Source organism: Streptomyces sp. NBC_00016, from assembly GCF_045040885.1.
Lineage (GTDB): Bacteria > Actinomycetota > Actinomycetes > Streptomycetales > Streptomycetaceae > Streptomyces > Streptomyces coriariae.
Window position 1 is genome coordinate 7082871 of the sequence record NZ_CP108304.1, and the last position, 17838, is coordinate 7100708.

Sequence of the window (17838 nt, forward strand, 5' to 3'; positions counted from 1 at the left end):
CAGACTAGCCCGGACGCCCCGCCCACGAGGCAGCCCGCCCCCCGCCCCGGGAGACTGGTGACATGGTCCAGTGGGTGCAGCGCAACATCGTCGAACCGGGCAAGGTCCCGCTGCTCATCGCCCTGACCGCGTTCGTCCTCACCTTCCTGATCACCCGGATCATCACGCGCCTCATCCGGGCGGGCAAGGGCCCCTTCGGCAACATCAGCTCCGGCGGGGTGCACATCCACCACGTGGTCCCGGGCGTCGTCCTGACCGTCGCGGGCGGCTTCGGCGCGGTGGCGAGCGGCCGGCACGGCTTCGGGGCGGGCGCCTTCGCGGTGGTCTTCGGTATCGGTACCGGCCTGGTCCTCGACGAGTTCGCGCTGATCCTGCATCTCGACGACGTGTACTGGACGGAGGCGGGCCGCAAGAGCGTGGAGGCCGTGGTCCTGACGGCGGCGCTGGGCGGACTGCTGCTGGTGGGCTTCTCGCCGTTCGGCGTCAACGACATGAGCCAGGACGAGCTCCAGGACCGGGGCGGCGTCATCTCGACCGTCGTGCTCAACTTCCTCTTCTCCCTGGCCGTGCTGAGCAAGGGCAAGGCCAAGATGGCCGTGTTCAGCGTCTTCATCCCGCTCCTGGGCCTGGTGGGCCTGGTACGGGTGGCCCGGCCCGGCTCGCCGTGGGCCCGCCGGTTCTACCGGCGGCGGCCGAAGGCCCGGGCGAAGGCGGTGCTGCGGGCCTACCGCCACGACCGCCGCTGGGCGGGGCCGCGCCGGGTGGTGGGGGACTGGCTGGGCGGGAAGACGACCGCGGAGCTCGCTCAGTCCGAGGAGCGGAACTGAGGGACCCGGTCCGGACCGGGCGCGTGGGCCGTACGGCGGCCGCGGGGCTTCGTGGCCGGCCGCGCCCCGTGACGCAGCCGCGGACCGCCACCGCCCCGCGCGCCCCGGCGCAGCCGTGCGCCGGCACCGCCGGGCGGCCCCCCGGCGGGCCGCCCGGGCCCCCGGGTGCGCCCGCGGGTCTCCGCCACCGCGCACAGCACCAGCACCGCCGCGATCGCCGCCAGATGCTCCTTGCCCGCCAGGTTGTCCTTCACCAGTACCTCCACCACCATCGCGACGATCACCGCCCCCGCCGTCACGTACGCGCGGTAGCGCCAGCCCAGGAACACCGCGAGGCCGACCACGGCGGCCGACGGGCCGGTGTCCACGATCCGGGCGTCGGCGGTGGGCAGGCCGAAGGGGCTGCCGGGGCCGAGAGCGATGCCCACGCGCGCGTACAGGGTGCCCGCGAGCGTGGCGGCGTAGCCGATGACGAGGGTCCGCCACCAGCCCAGGCAGAGTTCCGCGATCCCGAACACCAGCAGGATCTGCGCGAGGGCGCCCCAGACCGGCAGGTCCAGCGCCGGCACGAACAGGGACAGCGGGGTGCGCAGCAGGGCGAGCCCGAGCGGGTCCTCGGCCCGCACCGCTCCGAGGGCCTGGACCGGACCGTAGCCCCACGCCTGGTTCTGCACGATCTGGGTGACCGACGTCAGACACACCGCTGCGAGGGTCATCGGGACCGCCCGCCACCGGCGCCGCACCAGGGGGACGCCGGCGGCCTCGTACAGCGGTCCCCACTCGGCGCGGGCCCAGCGGGCGACCGCGTTCACCGGTGGGTCTCCAGATGCCCCCGGCGCAGCCACTTCGGCAGCCCCGGCGCCTCCAGGAATCCCTCCGCCCGCGCCGACGCGACACCGATGCGGGGCAGGTCCGCGCTCTTCTCGAAGAGCAGGAAACGGGGCTCCCAGATGGGCCGGTACTTGGCGTTGGCGCGGTACAGCGACTCGATCTGCCACCAGCGGGAGAAGAAGCAGAGCAGCGACCGCCACAGCCGCAGCACCGGTCCTGCGCCCAGGCGCGCGCCCCTTTCGAACACCGAACGGAACACGGCGAAGTTCAGCGAGACCTGCGTGATCCGGGCCGCCCGGTCGTCCCGCTCCTCGCGGGCGTGCCGGAGCAGCTCGATGACCATGAACTCCATCAGCCCGTTGTCGCAGTCGCGGTCCCGCCGCATCAGGTCGAGGGAGAGCCCGTGCGGTCCCCAGGGCACGAAGGAGAGCAGGGCCCGCAGTTCACCGCCGGCGTCGGCGCACTCCAGCATCACGCAGCGGCCGTCCTGCGGGTCCCCGAGCCGCCCCAGCGCCATGCTGAACCCGCGCTCGGTGGCCCCGTCGCGCCAGTCGTCGGCGCGCCGCAGCAGGGCCGCCATCTCGTCGGCCGGGATGTCCTCGTGCCGTCGTACCCGCACCGTGTACCCGGCCCGGCGGATCCGGTTGCAGGCCTGCCGGACGGTCCGCATGGCCCGCCCCTCGAGGGTGAACTCCGCGACCTCGACCAGGGCCTCGTCCCCGAGCTCCAGCGCGTCCAGTCCGTGCCGGGCGTACACGTTCCCGGCCTCCTCGCTCGCGCCCATCACCGCCGGGATCCATCCGTGCGCCCGCGCCTCGGCGAGCCACGGCGCGATCGCCCCCGGCCAGGCCTCCGGATCCCCGAGCGGGTCCCCGGACGCCAGCGACACCCCGCCGAGGACGCGGTAGGCGACGGCCGCCTTCCCGGTCGGCGACCAGCACACGCTCTTCTCCCGCCGCAGCGCGAAGTAGCCGAGCGAGTCCCGCTCGCCGTGCCGGTCGAGGAGCTCCCGCAGCCGTTTCTCGTCGTCCTCGGTGAGCGGGTCGACGGCCCGCCGGGAGCGGAAGGCGGCGTACAGGACGGCGAGGACGAGCGCCGTGCTCAGCACGTTGACGGCGACGTCGACCCAGGTGGGCGGGGCGATCCCGGGGACCCGGTACTCGTCGGCGGCCACGGAGACCAGCCGCAGCGTGCCGTAGCGCCAGCGTTCGAGGAAGGTGGAGGGGGCGGACGCCCGGTTGGTGACCGTCACCAGCAGCGCGGCCAGCAGCGACGCGCCCAGCAGCCCGCCGGCGCCGACGGCCGCGGCGAGCCTCGGATTGGACCGGTCGCCCTTCGCGTAGAACTCCCGCCGCCCGGCCAGCAACGCCACGACGAAGACGGCGGTCAGCGCGAGCGAGACCCAGTTCTGCGGGTGCCGCCGGACCTCAGGGAACGCCATGGCCAGCGCGAACAGCGCCAGAAACGCCCCGCTCAGGCCGAGGTTGAGGATCCACGCGGCCCGTTTGCGCCGCCGCATCGTGACGGCCAGGAACGCGGTGAACACCCCGGAGGCGAAGCCGGCCGTCAGCAGGTACGGCGTGAAGAGGTTCTCCTGGTTGTGCCGCCGGACGTCCTGCCCCAGGGAGACCCACACCGCACTGAGGAAGTTGACGAACGCGACGGCACGCAGGTACCAGACGGCGAAGGCGGCGGCGCCCCGGGTGTTGCCCATGAGCGGTGATCATATGGGTGCACTTCGGGGAATCCGCTCTTTTGGCGCCGCCTGTCCCTTTAAGCCGCTTCGCTACTCCGTTTCCCGCTTCTCCTCGTGCTGCTCGCCGGAGACTGCGGATGCCTCGGACGCCTCGGATGCCTCCGATGTCACGGAAGTCGCGGACGCCGCCGCTGCCTCCGGCTCCTCCGACTTCTCCGGCTCCTTCAGTTCCTCCGGCTCCTCCGGCCCCTCCGACTTCTCGGGCTTCTCGGGGAGTTCGGCCGCCAGTGCGGCGGCGGCCTGCACCAACGGGAGCGCGAGCAGGGCCCCGGCACCCTCGCCGACCTTCACGCCCTGGTCCAGCAGTGGTTCCAGGGCCATCCGGTCGAGTGCCTTCGCCTGTCCCGGTTCACCGCTCTTGTGTGCGGCCAGCCACCAGTCCGGCGCCCGGAACGCGACGCGCTGCCCCACGAGCGCGCAGGCGGCCGCCACCACGCCGTCCAGCACGACGGGCAACTTCCGTACCGCGCACTGGAGCAGAAAACCCGTCATGGCGGCGAGGTCGGCCCCGCCCACCGTCGCCAGCAGTTGCAACTGCTCGCCGAGCACCGGCCGCGCCCGCCTGAGCGCGTCCCGGACCGCCGCGCACTTGCGCATCCACGCCAGGTCGTCGATCGCCTCGCCGCCGCGCCCGGTCACCACGGAAGCGTCGGTCCCGCACAGCGCGGCCACCAGCGCACCCGCGGCCGTCGTCCCGCCGACGCTGATGTCGCCGAGCACGACCAGGTCCGTACCGGAGTCGGCCTCCTCGTCCGCGACGGCCATGCCCGCCCGGAAGGCCGCCTCGGCCTCCTCCGGCGTGAGCGCGTCCTCGATGTCGATACGGCCGCTGCCGCGCCGCACCCGGTGCCGTACGACGTCCTCGGGGAACATGTCCGGATCGCAGTCCAGTGCCATGTCCACGACGCGCACGGGCACGCCGAGCCGGCGGGCGAGCACGGAGACCGGACGGCCGCCCTCGATGACCTCGCGCACCAACTCCGAGGCGCTGCCCGCCGGTCGGGCGGAGACGCCGAGCTCGGCGATGCCGTGGTCGCCGGCGAACAGCACCACCCGCGGCCGCTCGACCGGCCGCACCGGCGACGAGCCCTGTGCCGCCGCCAGCCACTCACCCAGGTCGTCCAGGCGCCCCAGCGATCCGGGCGGCACGATCTGACGTTCCCGGCGCGCCTCCGCGTCGCGGCGCACCCCACCGTCGGGGCGCTCGATCAGATCGGTGAAGTCGTCGAGATTAAGCGAGCTCATTCGCCGAACAGTACCGGCACCGATCGAACAGTTCCGCGCCACATCGTCACCACACCCGCGTGACGTCATTGCGCCCAAGATCGGTATCCCATACGTTCCGTTTTGCAGCTAATTGTCGTTCGCTCTCGATGTCATCCCCGGAGCCGCTCATGCCCCCCAGGCCCGTCCACGAGCCGCGCCGCGACGACTGCCCCTGGTGCGGCTCGAAGCGCCTGCGCACCCGGCTGCGCGCACCGGATCTGCGCCACCGCCGGCCGGGCACCTTCGTGGTCGACGAGTGCCGGGACTGCGCGCACGCCTTCCAGAACCCCCGCCTGACCCCCGAGGGGCTGGCGCTGTACGGCGCCGAGGGCGAGGAACGCTCCGACCGCGGGCACCTCAGGGCGACGGCCCGGACGATGCTTCCCTTCCCCGAGCCGGAGAGCTGGCTGGACGTGGGCACGGGGGACGCGTTCTTCCCGGAGGCGGCGAGGGAGCTGTTCACCTACACGGCGTTCGACGGGGTGGACCCGACCCCGAGGGTGGAGCGGGCGAGAGCCGAGGGCCGGATCGACGAGGCACACCTGGGCCCGCTGACGGCACCGGAGGTCCTGGACCGCCTGCGCGGCCGCTACGACGTGGTCAGCATGCTCCACCACCTGGAACACACCCGGGACCCGAGGCGGGAGCTCGCGGCGGCGCTGACGGCCCTGCGGCCGGGCGGCCACCTCCTCGTCCAGCTCCCGGACCCGGCCAGCGCGTCCGCGGCCGTGCTGGGCAAGTGGTGGCACTCCTACGACCAGCCCCGCCACCTCCACCTGATCCCGCCGGCCAACCTCCGGGCCGAACTCGAGGCCCAGGGCTGCGAGATCGTCGTGACGGACCACCGCACCCCGCACACCCCGCACGACCTGTCGACGGCCGCCTCGCTCTACCTGAACAGGAGCCGGCTGCGCCGGACGGCCGGGCCGCTGACCGCCCTGGCCGCCGTACTCGACCACCTGCTGGCCCCGGCCCTGCGGCGCACGCGCTTCTCGAACGCCTACCAGGTCATCGCGCGCAGGAACTGACCGTCAGGCGCCGGGCACCGGTCCCCGCAACACCAGTGCCTGGCCCGCCACCACCAGGACCACCTCCTCGCACTCGGCGGCGACGGCCGCGTTCAGCCGCCCCAGCTCGTCCCGGTACCGCCGGCCCGACGCCGTGGCCGGCACGATGCCCGACCCCACCTCGTTGGAGACCAGGACGACGGTCCGCCGGGCCGAGCGCACCGCCCGGGCGAGTTCCACCACCCGTGCGCGCAGCGCCCGTTCGCCGCCGTCCGCCCACTGCGCGTCGTCCCACGCCCCGACGGAGTCCATGACGTCCGTCAGCCACAGCGACAGACAGTCGATCAGCAGCGGGGCGCCGTCCTGCGCCAGCAGCGGCACGAGGTCGCAGGTCTCCACCGTCCGCCACGAACCCGGCCGCCGGTCGCGGTGCGTCGCGACCCGGGACGCCCACTCGGTGTCGCCGCCCCGGGTCCCGCCGGTGGCGACGTACAGCACGTCCGGGAAGGACTCCAGCCGCCGTTCCGCCTCCACCGACTTCCCCGACCGGGCCCCGCCCAGCACCAGCGTCCGCCGCGACACGTCCGGCACGTCCTCGTACACCCCCACGATCAAGGTCGAGCCGTCCGGCACCGCCCGCGCCCCGGCCGCCGCGAGCCGCCGCCGCAACTCCGCGCCCGGTGGCACGTCATGGTCCAGGTGGACGGCGACCACGTCGGTCGCCGGCCCCACCGCGCCCACCGCCCGCAGCTTCGCCAGCGCGTCCGGGCGCCCCACCAGATCCGCCAGGACCATGTCGTACGGCCCGGCGGCCTCCGACCCCTCCTCCAGGCCGGCCGGTGCGCCGCCGGGCGGCAGATACAGCAGCCGCTGCCCGTCCGGGCCGGCCACCGCGTACCCGGTGCCGGGCGCGTCCATCGCCACCGCCCGCACCCGATGACCCGTCACCAGCGGCGACTCCCGCCAGTCCGGCACCCGGCCGGGCTGCGGCAGCCCGGCCGGCACCTCCACCGGGGGCCCGTCGTGCGGATGCGTCAGCAGCACCTGCCGCACCCCGCCCAGCGAATGCCCGGCCCGCGCGGCCGCGAACGCCGCACCCGGCGTCAGATCGAGCAACAGGGCCCCGTCGACGAGCAGCGCGGTCGCCGCGCGCGCGTCAGCCCCGAGCGAGGTCGCGCACACGGCGCAGGAGCAGTCGGGGCGGGGCAGGCCCGCGGGGGCACCGGTACCGAGCAGAGTGACTTCCACGGAGCTGATTTTCGCGCGTCTGACCAGCTCTTGCGCATCCGACTAGGCTGCACAGCAGAAGCCGGACCAAGATCCGGCTTCTGCTCTGCACGTGGTCACAGCTGGGAGGCGTACATGGCGGCATGGACGTGGCGGTTCGAGAAGGCCGACGGGACGGAGGTCCAACCAGCGGTACAGCCCGAGGAGTTCACCACGCAGGGGGACGCCGAGTCCTGGATCGGGGAAGTGTGGAAGGACCTCCTCGAAGGCGGCGCGGACCAGGTGCGGCTCTTCGAGGACTCCGCCGAGATCTACGGCCCGATGAGCCTGCACGCGAACGAGGCGTAGCCCTGCGTCGGGGTGGTCGCCGCACGGCCACCCCGGCCACCGCTCACCCGGACGAGTGAAGAACGCCGGTCCGGCTCAGCCGCGCACCCCGCACAGATGCAGCAGCGCCGCCACCTGCCGGTAGGGGTCGGTCCGCCCGGCCCGCTCCTCGGCGGACAGCAGGCTCTCCCGCTGCCGCGGGTCCTGCGGGATCTCCGTCCCGTCCGCCGCCGTGTCCGTGAAGACCCGCACGCCGTACCAGGCCTGCAGCGGTGCCCCGATCCCGGCCAGCGCGTCGGTCAGCGTCGCCAGCCGGTCCGCCCGTACGTCGAGCCCCAGCCGGTTGCGGTAGGCGACGGTGTCGAAGGCGCCGAGCGCGCCCGTCCAGTCGCCCGACATGCCGGGCCGCATGGCCAGCGCGTCCGCGTTGCGCACGAGCAGCGACAGCAGCCCGCCCGGGGCCAGCATCCGCGCGAGCCCCGCGAGCAGCGCGTCCGGCTCCTCGACGTACATGAGCACGCCGTGGCAGAGCACCACGTCGAAACTGCCGGGCAGGAAGTGCACACCGGTGTCCCGGCCGTCGCCCTCGATGATCCGCATCCGCTCCCGGATGCCCTCGGGCTCGCCGCACAGGGCCTCGCGGGCCGCGGCGATCATCGTCGCGTCCCGTTCGAGCCCGGTCACCTGGTGCCCGAGCCGGGCCAGCCGCAGCGCCTGCGTGCCCTGGCCCATCCCCACGTCCAGCACCCGCAGCCGCTGCCCGACCGGGTAGCGCCCCGTTATCTGCTCGTCGAGCTGCCGGGCCACCAGCTCCTGTCGTACGACATCACGCAGCCCACCCAGCCTGTTCAACCAGGCCTCGGCCGCCCCCCCGGAGAAAGCCGCAGTGCTCAGGGCCGTGCTCCGCGCTTGATCTGCGGCTTGGGCAGCCGGAGCCGACGCATCTGGAGGGAGCGCATCAGCGCGTACGCCACCGCGCCCCGCCGGTTCTGGTCGGGGAAGCGCTCGGCGAGCTGCTTGCGCAGCCGGAAACTCGTGACGAACGAGTCCAGCACGATCAGCACGATCACGACCAGCCACAGCAGCAGCGCGATGGTCTGGAGCGAGCCCACCCGCACCATGCTCAGCACGAGGATGACCACGGCCATCGGCAGGAAGAACTCCGCCACGTTGAACCGGGAGTCGATGAACTCGCGCGCGAACTTGCGCACGGGACCCTTGTCGCGGACCGGCAGATACCGCTCGTCCCCGCCGGCCAGCGCCTGGCGCTGCCTGTCCAGCTGGGCGCGGCGCTCGCTGCGCTGCCGCTTGGCGGCGTCCTTGCGGGACGTCGAGGTGTTGGCGACGCTGCGGCGCTGGGACTGGGCCTCACTGCGCTTGGGCGTGGGCCTGCCCTTCTTGGCCTGCGGGTCACGGGGCTGCATGGAGTCGGTCACCACGGCCTTGTCGGCGGGGGCCTTCTCTTCCTTGGCACGGCTACGGAACACAAAACCCAAGGGTAAGCGCTCGCGAGCATGGACCCCAGCCCGGAGGGGAACGATCCGGCAACACCAGTCGTCTGTAGAGGGGACAGACCGGGACAGGAGCGGGAAAGAGGGGGCGCAGGGTGACCGATCGCTCACCCTGAAGGTCACCTACTCCCTACGCCGGAGCAAGGTCTTGGTCAGTCGTCCTTGGGGATGAGCGCATCCGTCCCCGAACAGTGCGTCAATGGATGCAGGGCCCGTACTGTGGGTTCTGTCGCAGAGCTGGAGCTGGACGTCAGAAGGGGGCGCGCGAAGCCCATGAGCGGTGTCATGAAGCGTATGGGGATGATCTTCCGCGCGAAGGCGAACAAGGCCCTTGACCGGGCCGAGGACCCGCGCGAAACCCTCGACTACTCGTATCAGAAGCAGCTGGAGCTTCTCCAGAAGGTCCGCCGCGGTGTCGCCGACGTCGCGACCTCGCGCAAGCGCCTGGAACTCCAGCTGAACCAGTTGCAGTCGCAGTCCTCCAAGCTGGAGGACCAGGGCCGCAAGGCCCTCGCGCTCGGCCGTGAGGACCTCGCCCGCGAGGCGCTCTCCCGCCGCGCGGCGCTCCAGCAGCAGGTCACCGACCTCGAGACGCAGCACTCCACGCTCCAGGGCGAGGAGGAGAAGCTCACCCTCGCGGCCCAGCGCCTGCAGGCCAAGGTGGACGCCTTCCGTACGAAGAAGGAGACCATCAAGGCCACCTACACCGCCGCCCAGGCCCAGACCCGCATCGGCGAGGCCTTCTCCGGCATCTCCGAGGAGATGGGCGACGTCGGCCTGGCCATCCAGCGCGCCGAGGACAAGACCGCCCAGCTCCAGGCCCGCGCGGGCGCCCTCGACGAGCTCATGGCGTCCGGCGCCCTGGACGACCCGACGGGCATCGCGAAGGACGACCTCCAGGCCGAGCTGGACCGGCTCTCCGGTGGTACGGATGTAGAGCTGGAACTGCAGCGCATGAAGGCCGAGCTCGCCGGGGGCAGCTCGGCCGGCCAGCAGGCCATCGAAGGTGGCACGAACCAGTCGCAGTCCCAGCAGCAGCCGCAGGACACCCCGCGCTTCGACAAGCAGTAGCCCGGCGCCGGGGACCGGAGCCGAGGAGGGCGACATGATCGTACGGATCATGGGGGAGGGCCAGTGGCGACTGGCCGACTCCCATCTCGTCGAACTGAACACGCTGGACGACGAGCTGCTCGCGGAGATGGAGAGCGGCGACGAGGACGGCTTCCACCGCACCCTCGGTGCCCTCCTGGACGCCGTCCGTCGCCTCGGCGACCCATTGCCGGACGACGCCCTGGAACCCTCGGAACTGATTCTCCCGGCCCCGGACGCGAGCCTGGAAGAGGTCCGCGAGATGCTCAGCGACGACGGCCTGATCCCGGGCTGAGGGCGGCGACCTCTCAGCGCCGGTCACGGCTTCCGGCCCGTCCGGCGATTGAGGACGAGGCCCGTCCAGGGCCGACAGCGGGGGTGCGGGGGCGGCAACCCCCCGCCACGGCAAGGAAAGCGACGGTAACTGAACAGTGACCCCCCTTGCCCGCGCCCAGCGCCAACTGCACGAACATCCCCTGGCCCTGGACGCCGCGCTCGCCGCGGGCGTACTGCTCTGCATGCTGGCCGGCTCCTTCGTCGACCCGCACGGAGGGCACGGCGTCAGCTGGCGCATCCGCAGCCCGGACCCGCTCAGCCTGCTGCTGATGACCCTCTCCGCCGTCGCCCTCGTCTTCCGCCGCAGCGCCCCCATGACGGTCCTCGCCCTCACCGGCGCCGCCTCCGTGATCGAGTCCGTCACCGGCGATCCCCGGGCCCCCGTCGCCATGTCCGCCGTGATCGCCCTGTTCACCGTCGCCGCCTCCACCGACCGCGCCACCACGGTGCGCGCCGGTCTGCTCACCATGACGATCCTCACCGGCGCGGCCATGCTCGCCGGACCGCTGCCCTGGTACGCCCAGGAGAACCTCGGGATCCTCGCCTGGACGGGCATCGGCGCCACCGCGGGTGACGCGGTCCGCAGCCGCCGGGCCGTCGTCCAGGCCATCCGGGACCGCGCCGAGCGCGCGGAGCGCACCCGGGAGGAGGAGGCCCGCCGCCGGGTCGCCGAGGAGCGCCTGCGCATCGCCCGCGACCTGCACGACGTCGTCGCCCACCACATCGCCCTGGTCAACGTCCAGGCCGGAGTCGCCGCGCATGTCATGGACAAGCGGCCCGACCAGGCCAAGGAGGCCCTCGCCCACGTCCGCGAGGCCAGCCGCTCCGCGCTCAACGAACTGCGGGCCACCGTCGGGCTGCTGCGCCAGTCCGGCGACCCCGAGGCCCCCACCGAGCCCGCACCCGGCCTGGACCGGCTCGACGAACTGGCCGGCACCTTCCGCAGCGCCGGCCTCCAGGTCGAGGTGGCCCGTACCGACCACGGGACCAAGCTCCCGGCCGCCGTCGACCTGGCCGCCTACCGGGTCATCCAGGAAGCCCTCACCAACGTCCAGAAGCACGCGGGATCCGAGGCGAAGGCCGAGGTCAGCGTCGTACGCGTGGGACCGAACATCGAGGTCACGGTCCTCGACAACGGGCGTCCCGCGGACGACGGGCCCCCGGCGGCCGGCGGCGGCCACGGCCTGCTCGGCATGCGCGAGCGCGTCACCGCCCTGCGCGGCACCCTCACCACCGGTCCCCGCTACGGAGGCGGCTTCCGCGTCCATGCGATCCTGCCGGTCAAGACCCGCACGGCCACCACGGGGGAGAACGCATGACCATCCGTGTCCTGCTCGCCGACGACCAGGCGCTGCTGCGCAGCGCGTTCCGCGTGCTCGTCGACTCGGAGGCCGACATGGAGGTGGTCGGCGAGGCGTCCGACGGCGCCGAGGCCGTCCGGCTGGCCAGGGAGCAGCGCGCCGACGTCGTCCTGATGGACATCCGCATGCCCGGTACGGACGGTCTCGCCGCGACCCGGCTGATCAGCGCCGATCCGTCCCTCGCGCACGTCAGGGTGGTCATCCTGACGACGTTCGAGGTCGACGACTACGTGGTGCAGTCGCTGCGGGCCGGCGCCTCCGGTTTCCTCGGCAAGGGCAGCGAGCCGGAGGAACTGCTGAGCGCGATACGGGTCGCCGCCGGCGGGGAGGCCCTGCTCTCGCCGACCGCCACCAAGGGTCTGATCGCCCGCTTCCTGGCCCAGGGCGGCGCGATGGACGACGAGCACGACCCGGCCCGCTCCGCCCGGCTGGACGCACTCACCGTGCGCGAGCGCGAGGTCCTCGTGCAGGTCGCCGGCGGCCATTCCAACGACGAGATCGCCGAGCGCCTCGAGGTCAGCCCGCTCACCGTGAAGACGCACGTCAACCGGGCCATGGCCAAGCTGGGCGCGCGCGACCGGGCCCAGCTCGTGGTGATCGCGTACGAGTCGGGGCTGGTACGTCCGAGGGTGGAGTGAGCCCGGTCTTTGCGTACTGCGCCCGGAGTAGGCGCGGGATAAGTAAATGGACCTGGAGCGTACGGATCGCCGTACCGGTATGGCCCAGGGTGAAGAGGCCACACGTGACACAGGTGCACCACCTGTCACACGTGTCACTCACCCGCCACGCCTGGCACCGCTTCTGCCGCTCACAGAGACGAGACCCGTACCCATGTCCTGGCTGTCCCGCTTCAGCCTCGCGCAACGGGCCCTGATAGGCCTCATGTCCATCGTCGCGATCGCCTTCGGCGCGATCGCGATCCCGCAACTGAAACAGCAGCTCCTGCCCACCATCGAACTCCCGATGGTCTCCGTCCTCGCGCCCTACCAGGGCGCCTCCCCGGACGTCGTCGAGAAGCAGGTCATCGAGCCGATCGAGGACAACCTCGAGGGGGTCGACGGCATCACCGGCGTCACCTCCACGGCGAGCGAGGGCAACGCCGTGATCGTGGCGTCCTTCGACTACGGCAACGACACCAAGCAGCTCGTCGCCGACGTCCAGCAGGCCGTGAACCGGGCCCGCGTCCAGCTCCCCGACGCCGTGGACCCGCAGGTCGTCGCCGGTTCCACCGACGACATGCCGACCGTCGTCCTCGCGGTCACCTCCGACCGGGACCAGCAGGCCCTCGCCGACCAGCTCGACCGGAGCGTCGTCCCGGCGCTGCGGGACATCGACGGTGTCGGCCAGGTCACCGTCACCGGCGTCCGGGATCTCCAGGTCTCCGTCACCCCGGACGACGCGAAGCTGGCCAAGGCCGGTCTGACCACGCAGTCCCTCGCCCAGGCGCTCCAGGCGGGCGGCGCGACCGTGCCGGCCGGCTCCTTCGACGAGGCGGGCAGCAACCGCACGGTCCAGGTCGGCGGCGGCTACACGTCCGTCGCGCAGATCGAGGACCTGCGGATCCCGGGGCTCGCCGGCCGGAAGCCGGTCCGCCTCGGTGACGTGGCCGCGGTGCGGCAGCAGGAGGCCCCGGCCGACTCCCTCACCCGCACCGACGGCAAGCCCAGCCTCGCCGTGATGGTCACCATGGACCACGACGGCAGCGCCGTCGCCATCTCCGACGCCGTCGACGCCAAGCTGGCCGACCTGCGCCAGGACCTCGGCTCGGGCGCGACGATCACCGTCGTCAGCGACAGCGGTCCGGCCGTCGCGAAGGCCATCGAGGGCCTGACCACGGAAGGCGCCCTCGGTCTGCTCTTCGCCGTCCTCGTCATCCTGGTCTTCCTGGCGTCGATCCGTTCGACGCTGGTGACGGCGGTCAGCATCCCGCTCTCCGTGGTGCTGGCGCTGATCGTCCTGTGGACGCGCGACCTCTCGCTGAACATGCTGACGCTGGGCGCGCTGACCATCGCGATCGGCCGGGTCGTCGACGACTCGATCGTCGTCCTGGAGAACATCAAGCGCCACCTCGGCTACGGCGAGGAGCGGCAGTCCGCGATCATCACGGCCGTGCGCGAGGTGGCCGGGGCGGTCACCTCCTCCACCCTCACCACGGTCGCCGTGTTCCTGCCGATCGGCCTGGTCGGCGGCATGGTGGGCGCCCTGTTCGGCGCCTTCTCGCTCACCGTGACGGCGGCCCTGCTGGCCTCCCTGCTGGTCTCGCTGACGGTCGTCCCCGTCCTGTCGTACTGGTTCCTGCGCGCCCCCAAGGGCACCCCCGAGGACGCCGAGGAAGCCCGCCGCGCGGCCGAGGAGAAGGAGGCGAAGAGCCGCCTCCAGCGCTTCTACGTCCCCGTGCTGCGCTTCGCCACCCGGCGCCGCCTCACCAGCGTGGCGATCGCGGTCGTCGTGCTGATCGCCACCTTCGCCATGGCTCCCCTGCTGAAGACCAACTTCTTCGACCAGGGCGAGCAGCAGGTCCTGACGGTCAAGCAGGAGCTGAAGCCGGGCACCAGCCTGGCCGCGACCGACGCCCAGGCGAAGAAGGTCGAACAACTCCTCGCCGCCACCGAGGGCGTGAAGGACTACCAGGTCACCATCGGCTCCTCCGGCTTCATGGCGGCCTTCGGCGGCGGCACCGACACCAACCAGGCCTCCTACCAGGTGATGATCGAGGACTCCGCCTCGCACAAGGACGTCCAGAAGCGGGTCGAGGACGGGCTGAAGAAGCTCGACGGCATCGGCACGACCACCGTCGCCGCCGGTGACGGCTTCGGCAGCCAGGACCTGAGCGTCGTCGTGAAGGCGGCCGACGCGGGGGTGCTGCGCACGGCAGCCGAGCAGGTCCGGGAGGCCGTGGCCGGCCTCGACGACGTCACGGACGTGACCAGCGACCTCTCGCAGAGCGTGCCGCGCATCTCGGTCAAGGCGAACGCCAAGGCCGCAGCGGCCGGCTTCGACGACCAGACGCTGGGCGCGGCGGTCGCCCAGGCGGTCCGCGGGACGACGGCCGCGAAGGCGGTCCTGGACGACACCGAGCGCGATGTCGTCATCACCTCGGCGAAGCCCGCCACGACGCTCGCCCAGCTCGAGGCCCTGCCCCTGGGCGCGGTGAAGCTCGGCGACATCGCCACCGTGGAACTGGTCGACGGCCCGGTCGCGATGACCCGCATCGACGGCCGTCGGGCGGCCACCGTCACCGCGAAGCCGACCGGCGACAACACCGGCGCGGTGAGTGCCGAGCTCACCTCGAAGCTCGACGCGCTGAAGCTCCCGGCGGGTGCCACGGCCGAGATCGGCGGGGTCTCGCAGGACCAGGACGACGCGTTCAAGAACCTCGCCCTGGCGATGCTCGCGGCGATCGCGATCGTCTTCATGCTGCTGGTGGCGACTTTCCGGTCGCTGGTCCAGCCGCTGATCCTGCTGGTCTCCATCCCCTTCGCGGCGACCGGCGCGATCGGGCTGCTGCTCGTCACCGGCACCCCGATGGGCGTCCCGGCGATGATCGGCATGCTGATGCTCATCGGCATCGTGGTGACCAACGCGATCGTCCTGATCGACCTCGTCAACCAGTACCGCAAGCAGGGGTACGGCGTGGTCGAGGCCGTGGTCGAGGGCGGGCGGCACCGGCTGCGCCCCATCCTCATGACGGCGCTGGCGACCATCTTCGCCCTGCTCCCGATGGCCCTGGGCGTCACCGGCGAGGGCGGCTTCATCGCCCAGCCGCTGGCGGTGGTCGTGATCGGCGGTCTGATCACCTCGACCCTGCTCACCCTGCTGCTCGTCCCGACGCTGTACGCGATGCTCGAACTCCGCAAGGAGCGCCGGGCGACGAAGCGTGCCGCGAAGCGACAGCCGGCGCAGCCCGAGAAGACCCCGGAACCTGCCGGGGTCTGACCCCGCAGCGCCGGTGCCCTTCCCCCGTACGGGTTCCCTATCCTGTGAACTCGAACTGCTCGGCGGGGGAAGGGGACCGGGGCGTTGGCGCTGCACAAGGACGACCCGAAGGCGCTCGGGGGGTACCGGATCGTGGACCGGATCGGATCCGGTGGCATGGGCGTCGTCTACCTGGGCCGGTCCCGTTCGGGGCGTGAGGTCGCCGTCAAGGTGGTGCACGCCCAGTACGCGGAGGACACGGTCTTCCGGGCCCGCTTCCGGCAGGAGATCGACGCCGTCCGCAAGGTGAGCGGTGCCTTCACCGCCCCGGTCGTGGATGCCGACCCGGAGGCCGAACGGCCCTGGATGGCCACCCAGTACGTGCCCGGACAGGCGCTCTCCGCCCGGATCCGGAGCGGCGGCCCGCTGAAGGGCGCGGAGCTGCGACGGCTGGCCCTGGGCCTGGTGGAGGCGCTGCGGGACATCCACCGGGCCGGGGTGGTCCACCGCGACCTCAAGCCCTCCAACGTCCTGATGGCGCAGGACGGCCCCCGGGTCATCGACTTCGGCATCTCCCGGGCCACCGAGAACCAGACCCTCACCGAGACCGGCCACGCCATCGGTACCCCGCCGTTCATGTCCCCGGAGCAGTTCAAGGACGCCCGGTCGGTCGGCCCCGCCTCGGACGTGTTCTCCCTAGGCGCGCTGCTGGTGTTCGCCGCGACAGGCCGCGGCCCCTTCGACGCCGACAGCCCCTACCTGACGGCGTGGCGGGTGATGCACGAGGAACCGAAGGTGGACGCGGTCGCCGAACCGCTGCGCGCGATCATGACCCGCTGCCTGGCCAAGGACGCCGGCGACCGGCCCGGACTCGACGAGCTGGCCGGGGAGTTCGCGGAGGCGCTGCCCGAACCGGCGGCGGGCGACATGGAGACGGTGACCCTGCGTCTGCCGCCCGCGCCCGAGGCGGGCGAGGAGCCGGGACCGGCCGCGGCCCCGCCCCGCACGGGCCGCCGCTCCCGGCTGCGTCGGTGGCCGGTCCTCGCCGGGGTGGCGGGCCTGCTGGCCGTGTCGCTCACCGGCTACCTCCTGTTCGACCCCTTCAAGGGGAACGACAAGGCGGCGGACTCGGACGTCACCGGCTCCGAGGCACCCGTCTGGGATCCGCTGCCCGACGGCTGGGAGCCCTGGCGGACCTCGGTGTTCGGGACCGCCGCGAGCGGGGTGAAGAAGCCGCTGGGCGGCGGGGCCTCCGACGGCGGCAACACCTCCCTGTCCTGCGCCATGGGGGAGGGTGCCCTGTACTGCGGCGGCAACGGCACCCTCCCGGTCCGCGTCGACGGGGCGACGGGCCGGCTCGTCTGGCGGGCCGACTCCCTGCCCTCGGGTGTGGGCCGGGAGAGGTACGACAGCACGGTCCTCGGGGTGCACGACGGCGTGCTGCTGGTCTCCCAGTCGGTCCGGAACAGCGCGGGCACCGACCAGAGCAGCACCGCCGTGGCCCTCGACTCCGCCACCGGCAAGCGGCTCTGGTCGCGCACGCTGAACGAGACGGGCCCTGTCGAACCCGCGGTCGTGGGCGATCTGCTGATGACCGCGGACGGCTACCGCGTGACCGCCCGCGAACTGCGCGACGGCACCACGCGCTGGACGGCCACCCTGCCCGTGGCGTCCAGCTACGGCTGCCGGTTCCACGATGTCGACAGCGTCCCGTACGCCGGCTGTGGCGACGCGGGTACGCCGTCGCGCACCGTGTTCTACGCCGTGGACCCGGCCGACGGCTCGACCCGGAAGGTGAGCGTGCCGGACGGCGACGCCGTCCACGTCGGCGCCGTCGGCGGCGATCTCGCCTTCGTGATGTACACCCCGCGGGACGCCGGGCGTTCCGCGGAGTCGGCGTACCGCGAGGTCCTGCTGATCGACCCGGACACCGGCGCCGTACGCACGAGGAAGCTGGCGGGCGACCCGCGCGGCGAGGTGGCGCTGGTGGGCGGAGTGCTCTGCTTCGCCTCCTCCGCGGGGCAGTTGGCCGCCCACTCGCCCGAGACGGGCGAGCGGCTGTGGCAGACCTCGACGACCCTTCAGCAGCCCGGCACACCCGTCGCCGACGGGCAGGGGCAGGCGGTGTTCGCAGCCAGCGCCTCCGGACGGGTCGCCGCCCTCGACCTCGGGACCGGCGACCTGCTGTGGGAGTCCCCCGCGCGGGCCGAGCAGGTCGTCGGGCTCGGCTACGACACGGCACGGGTGTTCCTCGACGAGGGCGCCCTGGTGGTGCTCAGCCCCGACGGGACCGTTTTCACGCTGGACCCGGCCCACCCCGACCAGGAGCCGCTGTCGGGGTGATCCGGGCTCCTGGCGTCCGGCCGGCCACGGCGGCAGGGGAGG

General features: G+C 72.8%; 15 protein-coding genes. 9 read left to right on the forward strand and 6 right to left on the reverse strand.

Going from position 1 to position 17838, the window contains the following annotated elements:
• The first annotated feature begins 62 nt into the window (after positions 1 to 62).
• Positions 63 to 827: a hypothetical protein gene (locus OG933_RS31225; protein WP_314222700.1), complete on the forward strand. Its 765-nt coding sequence runs from the start codon at positions 63 to 65 to the stop codon at positions 825 to 827.
• On the opposite strand, the gene OG933_RS31230 is transcribed toward OG933_RS31225, so the two are convergent.
• The 3 genes from OG933_RS31230 to cobT form a co-directional block, all read right to left on the reverse strand.
• Entirely contained in the window at positions 806 to 1639 is an 834-nt protein-coding gene (locus OG933_RS31230; RefSeq protein ID WP_405630130.1) for a hypothetical protein, read from the reverse strand. The two genes, OG933_RS31225 and OG933_RS31230, sit on opposite strands and share 22 nt — an antisense overlap.
• Positions 1636 to 3372, reverse strand: a complete 1737-nt coding sequence (locus tag OG933_RS31235) for a phosphatidylglycerol lysyltransferase domain-containing protein (protein WP_405630132.1) — start codon at positions 3370 to 3372, stop codon at positions 1636 to 1638. Before OG933_RS31235 ends, OG933_RS31230 begins: the two co-directional genes overlap by 4 nt.
• 72 nt (positions 3373 to 3444) lie before the next feature.
• Complete coding sequence (cobT, locus tag OG933_RS31240) at positions 3445 to 4659, reverse strand: nicotinate-nucleotide--dimethylbenzimidazole phosphoribosyltransferase (RefSeq protein WP_405630135.1); 1215 nt, start codon at positions 4657 to 4659, stop codon at positions 3445 to 3447.
• Positions 4660 to 4808: 149 nt separating this feature from the next.
• Between cobT and OG933_RS31245 the strand changes: the two genes are divergently transcribed.
• Complete coding sequence (locus tag OG933_RS31245; RefSeq protein ID WP_405630137.1) at positions 4809 to 5708, forward strand: class I SAM-dependent methyltransferase; 900 nt, start codon at positions 4809 to 4811, stop codon at positions 5706 to 5708.
• Positions 5709 to 5711: 3 nt separating this feature from the next.
• On the opposite strand, the gene OG933_RS31250 is transcribed toward OG933_RS31245, so the two are convergent.
• Positions 5712 to 6935, reverse strand: coding sequence for a bifunctional adenosylcobinamide kinase/adenosylcobinamide-phosphate guanylyltransferase (locus tag OG933_RS31250; protein WP_362528071.1), 1224 nt, complete (start codon positions 6933 to 6935; stop codon positions 5712 to 5714).
• A 114-nt stretch (positions 6936 to 7049) separates the two neighbouring features.
• Between OG933_RS31250 and OG933_RS31255 the strand changes: the two genes are divergently transcribed.
• Positions 7050 to 7262, forward strand: a complete 213-nt coding sequence (locus tag OG933_RS31255) for a hypothetical protein (RefSeq protein WP_020130018.1) — start codon at positions 7050 to 7052, stop codon at positions 7260 to 7262.
• A 75-nt stretch (positions 7263 to 7337) separates the two neighbouring features.
• Here the strand turns inward: OG933_RS31255 and OG933_RS31260 are convergent, their stop codons facing one another.
• Positions 7338 to 8048, reverse strand: coding sequence for a methyltransferase domain-containing protein (locus OG933_RS31260; protein WP_054242807.1), 711 nt, complete (start codon positions 8046 to 8048; stop codon positions 7338 to 7340).
• A gap of 83 nt (positions 8049 to 8131) precedes the next feature.
• Entirely contained in the window at positions 8132 to 8728 is a 597-nt protein-coding gene (locus OG933_RS31265) for a DUF3043 domain-containing protein (RefSeq protein ID WP_028806871.1), read from the reverse strand.
• 318 nt (positions 8729 to 9046) lie between these two features.
• Here OG933_RS31265 and OG933_RS31270 point away from each other — a divergent pair, with 318 nt between their 5' ends.
• The 6 genes from OG933_RS31270 to OG933_RS31295 all read left to right on the forward strand — a co-directional run bounded on the left by OG933_RS31270 (position 9047) and on the right by OG933_RS31295 (position 17796).
• Positions 9047 to 9823 (forward strand): PspA/IM30 family protein, encoded by a 777-nt coding sequence (locus OG933_RS31270; protein WP_393823056.1) that lies wholly within the window; start codon positions 9047 to 9049, stop codon positions 9821 to 9823.
• Positions 9824 to 9857: 34 nt separating this feature from the next.
• Positions 9858 to 10136 carry a PspA-associated protein PspAA gene (locus OG933_RS31275; RefSeq protein ID WP_020130014.1) on the forward strand — a complete coding sequence of 93 codons (279 nt, stop codon included), beginning with the start codon at positions 9858 to 9860 and terminating at the stop codon, positions 10134 to 10136.
• Between the two features lie 136 nt (positions 10137 to 10272).
• Positions 10273 to 11496: a histidine kinase gene (locus tag OG933_RS31280; RefSeq protein WP_362528068.1), complete on the forward strand. Its 1224-nt coding sequence runs from the start codon at positions 10273 to 10275 to the stop codon at positions 11494 to 11496.
• The gene (locus OG933_RS31285; RefSeq protein ID WP_362528067.1) at positions 11493 to 12176 is read left to right on the forward strand and encodes a response regulator transcription factor; all 684 of its coding nucleotides are present in this window, start codon (positions 11493 to 11495) and stop codon (positions 12174 to 12176) included. Before OG933_RS31280 ends, OG933_RS31285 begins: the two co-directional genes overlap by 4 nt.
• 193 nt (positions 12177 to 12369) lie before the next feature.
• Positions 12370 to 15474: an efflux RND transporter permease subunit gene (locus OG933_RS31290; RefSeq protein ID WP_405630142.1), complete on the forward strand. Its 3105-nt coding sequence runs from the start codon at positions 12370 to 12372 to the stop codon at positions 15472 to 15474.
• 84 nt (positions 15475 to 15558) lie between these two features.
• Positions 15559 to 17796 carry a protein kinase domain-containing protein gene (locus tag OG933_RS31295; RefSeq protein ID WP_405630143.1) on the forward strand — a complete coding sequence of 746 codons (2238 nt, stop codon included), beginning with the start codon at positions 15559 to 15561 and terminating at the stop codon, positions 17794 to 17796.
• The last annotated feature ends 42 nt before the right edge of the window (positions 17797 to 17838 follow it).

What these genes read in the sequence shown, in the direction of transcription:
- OG933_RS31225 (WP_314222700.1), top strand. Translation starts at nt 63, where the DNA reads ATGGTCCAGTGGGTGCAGCGCAACATCGTCGAACCGGGCAAGGTCCCG.
- cobT (WP_405630135.1), bottom strand. Translation starts at nt 4,659, where the DNA reads ATGAGCTCGCTTAATCTCGACGACTTCACCGATCTGATCGAGCGCCCC.
- OG933_RS31270 (WP_393823056.1), top strand. Translation starts at nt 9,047, where the DNA reads ATGGGGATGATCTTCCGCGCGAAGGCGAACAAGGCCCTTGACCGGGCC.
- OG933_RS31235 (WP_405630132.1), bottom strand. Translation starts at nt 3,372, where the DNA reads ATGGGCAACACCCGGGGCGCCGCCGCCTTCGCCGTCTGGTACCTGCGT.
- OG933_RS31245 (WP_405630137.1), top strand. Translation starts at nt 4,809, where the DNA reads ATGCCCCCCAGGCCCGTCCACGAGCCGCGCCGCGACGACTGCCCCTGG.
- OG933_RS31290 (WP_405630142.1), top strand. Translation starts at nt 12,370, where the DNA reads ATGTCCTGGCTGTCCCGCTTCAGCCTCGCGCAACGGGCCCTGATAGGC.
- OG933_RS31285 (WP_362528067.1), top strand. Translation starts at nt 11,493, where the DNA reads ATGACCATCCGTGTCCTGCTCGCCGACGACCAGGCGCTGCTGCGCAGC.
- OG933_RS31275 (WP_020130014.1), top strand. Translation starts at nt 9,858, where the DNA reads ATGATCGTACGGATCATGGGGGAGGGCCAGTGGCGACTGGCCGACTCC.
- OG933_RS31255 (WP_020130018.1), top strand. Translation starts at nt 7,050, where the DNA reads ATGGCGGCATGGACGTGGCGGTTCGAGAAGGCCGACGGGACGGAGGTC.